Source organism: Aquabacterium sp. (assembly GCF_021768455.1).
GTDB lineage: Bacteria > Pseudomonadota > Gammaproteobacteria > Burkholderiales > Burkholderiaceae_C > Aquabacterium.
The window spans coordinates 1-3,729 of the sequence record NZ_JAIZVX010000234.1; the positions used below are offsets into that span (position 1 = coordinate 1).

The following is a 3,729-nucleotide window of genomic DNA, read 5'->3' on the forward strand; positions in this document are numbered from 1 at the left end:
AAGTCGCGCAGTTGATCGACGACGCCGTGCGCCTGGCCGGCTGCCTGCCGGTGGTCGTGCCCGCGGCCCACCCCGATGAACTGGCCGACTGGCTGGACATCGCCGACGGCATCCTGCTGACCGGCTCGCCCTCCAACGTGCACCCCAGTCACTTCAACGAGGCCGTTCACGACCCCAGCCTGCCGCTGGACCCCACCCGAGACCTCTGGACCCTGCCCCTGATCCGTGAGGCCGTGGCCCGCGGCCTGCCCCTGCTGGCCATCTGCCGCGGCTTCCAGGAAACCAATGTGGCCCTGGGTGGCAGCCTGCACCAGGCCGTGCACGAGCAGGATGGCCTGGCCGACCACCGCGCCCCGTCTGACGACCAGCCCGTGGCCGTGCAGTACGGCCTCGCGCACCCCGTGCAGGTGCAGCCAGGCGGCCTGCTGGCCTCCCTGCTCGACACCGACCGGCCCGAAGTCAACAGCCTGCATGGCCAGGGCATCAAGCGCCTGGCCGAGGGCCTGCGCATCGAGGCCACCGCGCCCGATGGCCTGGTCGAAGCCTTCTCCGTGCCGCAAAGCAAGGGCTTCAGCCTCTGCGTGCAATGGCACCCCGAATGGCAGGCGGCCTCCAACCCGGTCTCCATGGCCATCCTCCAGGCCTTCGGTGCAGCCTGCCTCGCCTGGCGCGACCTGCACCGCCCACCGGGACGCTGAACGGGCCAGGCTCACCGCCCTTGGCCCCCTTTCGATCGCCGACCGACCACGGGCCGCCCCATTGCACCCGTGCCCGGCCCTCGTGCGCCCCCACCACGGCGGGGAAGCGTGCGGCCGTTCACCCGTCCCCCTCATGAGTTCATCCAACACCCCCAGCACGGCCACCACCAACCAGTCCTTTGCCGAACTGGAACAGTGGTTCATCGAACAGCGTGTCACCGAGGTCGAGTGCCTCGTGCCCGACCTCACCGGCGTGGCCCGCGGCAAGATCCTGCCGCGCGACCGCTTCACCGAAGACCGCGGCATGCGCCTGCCCGAAATCGTCGTGGCCATGGGCGTGACCGGCGAACAGCCCGAATCCGGCCCGTACTACGACGTGATCAGCGCCACCGACCACGACATGCACCTGCGGGCCGATCCCAGCACCGCCCGCATCGTGCCCTGGGCCACCGACCCCACAGCCCAGGTCATCCACGACTGCTACGACCGCGACGGCAAGCTCATCCCCTTTGCGCCGCGCTCCGTGCTCAAGCGCGTGTGCGACCTGTTTGACGCCAAGGGCTGGTCGCCCGTGGTGGCGCCCGAGCTGGAGTTCTACCTGGTCGAGCGCAACCTCGACCCCGACCTGCCCCTGAAGCCGCCCAAGGGCCGCAGCGGTCGCGCCGAAACCTCGCGCCAGGCCTACTCCATCGACGCGGTCAACGAGTTCGACCCGCTGTTCGAAGACATCTACGCCTACTGCGAGGCCATGAAGCTCAACGTGGACACCCTGATCCACGAAATCGGCGCCGGTCAGATGGAGATCAACTTCTTCCACGACCACCCGCTGCAGCTGGCCGACGAGGTCTTCTTCTTCAAGCGCACCGTGCGCGAGGCCGCCCTGCGCCACGACATGTACGCCACCTTCATGGCCAAGCCCATCGCCAACGAGCCGGGCAGCGCCATGCACGTGCACCAGAGCGTGGTGCACAAGCACAGCGGCCAGAACCTCTTCAGCAACCCCGATGGCTCGCCCTCCAAAGAGTTCTTCTGGTACATCGGCGGCCTGCAACGCTACATCCCCTCGGCCATGGCCCTGCTCGCACCCTATGTGAACAGCTACCGCCGCCTCTCGCGCCACACGGCCGCGCCCATCAACATCCAGTGGGGCACCGACAACCGCACCGTGGGCTTCCGCTCGCCGGTGGCACCCCCGGCCGCACGCCGCATCGAGAACCGCGTGATCGGCGCCGACGCCAACCCCTACGTCGCCCTGGCCGCCACCCTGGCCTGCGGCTACCTTGGCATCCAGAAGCAGATCGAGCCCTCGCCGGAATGCAAGGGCGACGCCTACCTGGGCGACTATGGCCTGCCCCGCAGCCTGGGCGAAGCCGTGAACATGCTGCGCAACGAGGCCGACCTGGCCGAGGTGCTGGGCGACGAGTTCATCACCGTCTACGCCGAGGTGAAGGAAACCGAGTACGCCGAGTTCATGAAGGTGATCTCGCCCTGGGAGCGCGAGCACCTGCTGCTGCACGTGTGAGGCGTCCATGAGCACCGCATCCACGCCCTCCCCCACCTCGGCCAACTCGGCCGCTTCGCTGGATTGGGCCGACCGCGCCGCCAGCCTGCGCTTTGATGGCCGCGTCCTGATCGAAGGCCAGCGCCGGGCAACGGCCAGCGGCGAGACCTTCGCCAAATGCTCGCCCGTTCACGGACGCCTGCTGGGCCCCGTGGCCCGAGGGCAGGCCGCCGACGTGGACGCCGCCGTGCGCAGCGCCCGTGCCGCCTTCGAGGACCGCCGCTGGGCCGGCCAGCCCCCTGCGGCCCGCAAGCGTGTGCTGCAGCGCTGGGCCGAGCTGATCCTCGCCCACCGCGACGAGCTGGCCCTGCTGGAAACGCTGGACATGGGCAAGCCCATCCAGCACAGCCTGGGTGTGGACGTGCCCGCCGCCGCCCGCTGCATCGCCTGGTATGGCGAGGCCATCGACAAGGTCTACGACGAGGTCGCGCCCACCGGCCCGCAGGCCCTGGCCCTGATCACGCGCGAAGCCATGGGCGTGATCGGCGCCATCGTGCCCTGGAACTACCCGATGATCATGGCCTCGTGGAAGCTGGGCCCGGCCCTGGCCACGGGCAACAGCGTGGTGCTCAAGCCCTCTGAAAAATCGCCCTACACGGCGCTGCGCCTGGCCGAACTCGCACTCGAAGCGGGCCTGCCGCCCGGCGTGCTCAACGTGGTGCCCGGCTACGGCCACGAGGCTGGCGAGGCGCTGGCTTTGCACATGGACGTCGATGCCATCGGCTTCACGGGCTCGACCCGCGTGGGCCGCCGCATGCTGGGCTGTGCGGCCGAATCCAACCTCAAGCGCGTCCACAACGAGCTGGGCGGCAAGTCGGCCTTCCTCATCTTCCCCGACACGACCGACCTCGAACGCGCCGCCCGCACCGCCGCCAGCAGCGTGTTCTTCAACCAGGGCGAGTCGTGCAACGCCCCCACCCGCGTGCTGGTCCAGCAAGACCTGATGACCGAGGTGCTGGCCGTGATGCGGGACGAGGCCCAGGCCTGGCAAGCCGGTGACCCGCTGAACAAGGCCACCCGGCTGGGTGCCGTGGTCGACGAGGCCCAGCTGCGCACCGTGCTGCGCTACGTCGACCAGGGGCAGGCCGAAGGCGCACAGCTCGTGTGCGGTGGACAGCAGGCCCGCGCCGACACCGGCGGTCACTACGTGCAGCCCACCGTGTTCGCCCAGGTGGCCAACCACATGGCCATCGCCCGCGAAGAAATCTTTGGGCCGGTGATCAGCGTGATCCCCTTTGCCGACGAGGCCGAGGCCATCGCCATCGCCAACGACAGCCCCTACGGCCTGCAGGCCAGCGTCTGGAGCGGCCAGCTCGACCGCGCCCACCGCGTCTCGCGCGCCCTGAGAGCCGGCACCGTGCACGTCAACCAGTACGATGAAGACGACATCACCGTGCCCTTCGGCGGTGTCAAGCAATCCGGCAATGGCCGCGACAAATCCCTGCACGCCTTCGACAAGTACACCGAACT

Annotated in this window: 3 protein-coding genes; all 3 read left to right on the forward strand. The window is 69.3% G+C overall.

Annotation, left to right across the window (positions count from 1 at the left end):
* Positions 1-11: 11 nt before the first annotated feature.
* A complete protein-coding gene (locus QZ994_RS19075) occupies positions 12-698 on the forward strand; it encodes a gamma-glutamyl-gamma-aminobutyrate hydrolase family protein (RefSeq protein WP_290877456.1) in 687 nt (228 codons plus the stop codon).
* A gap of 133 nt (positions 699-831) precedes the next feature.
* Positions 832-2,220 carry a glutamine synthetase family protein gene (locus tag QZ994_RS19080; protein WP_290877450.1) on the forward strand — a complete coding sequence of 463 codons (1,389 nt, stop codon included), beginning with the start codon at positions 832-834 and terminating at the stop codon, positions 2,218-2,220.
* A 7-nt stretch (positions 2,221-2,227) separates the two neighbouring features.
* A partial coding sequence (locus QZ994_RS19085) for an aldehyde dehydrogenase (RefSeq protein ID WP_290877453.1) occupies positions 2,228-3,729 on the forward strand: 1,502 nt, incomplete at its 3' end.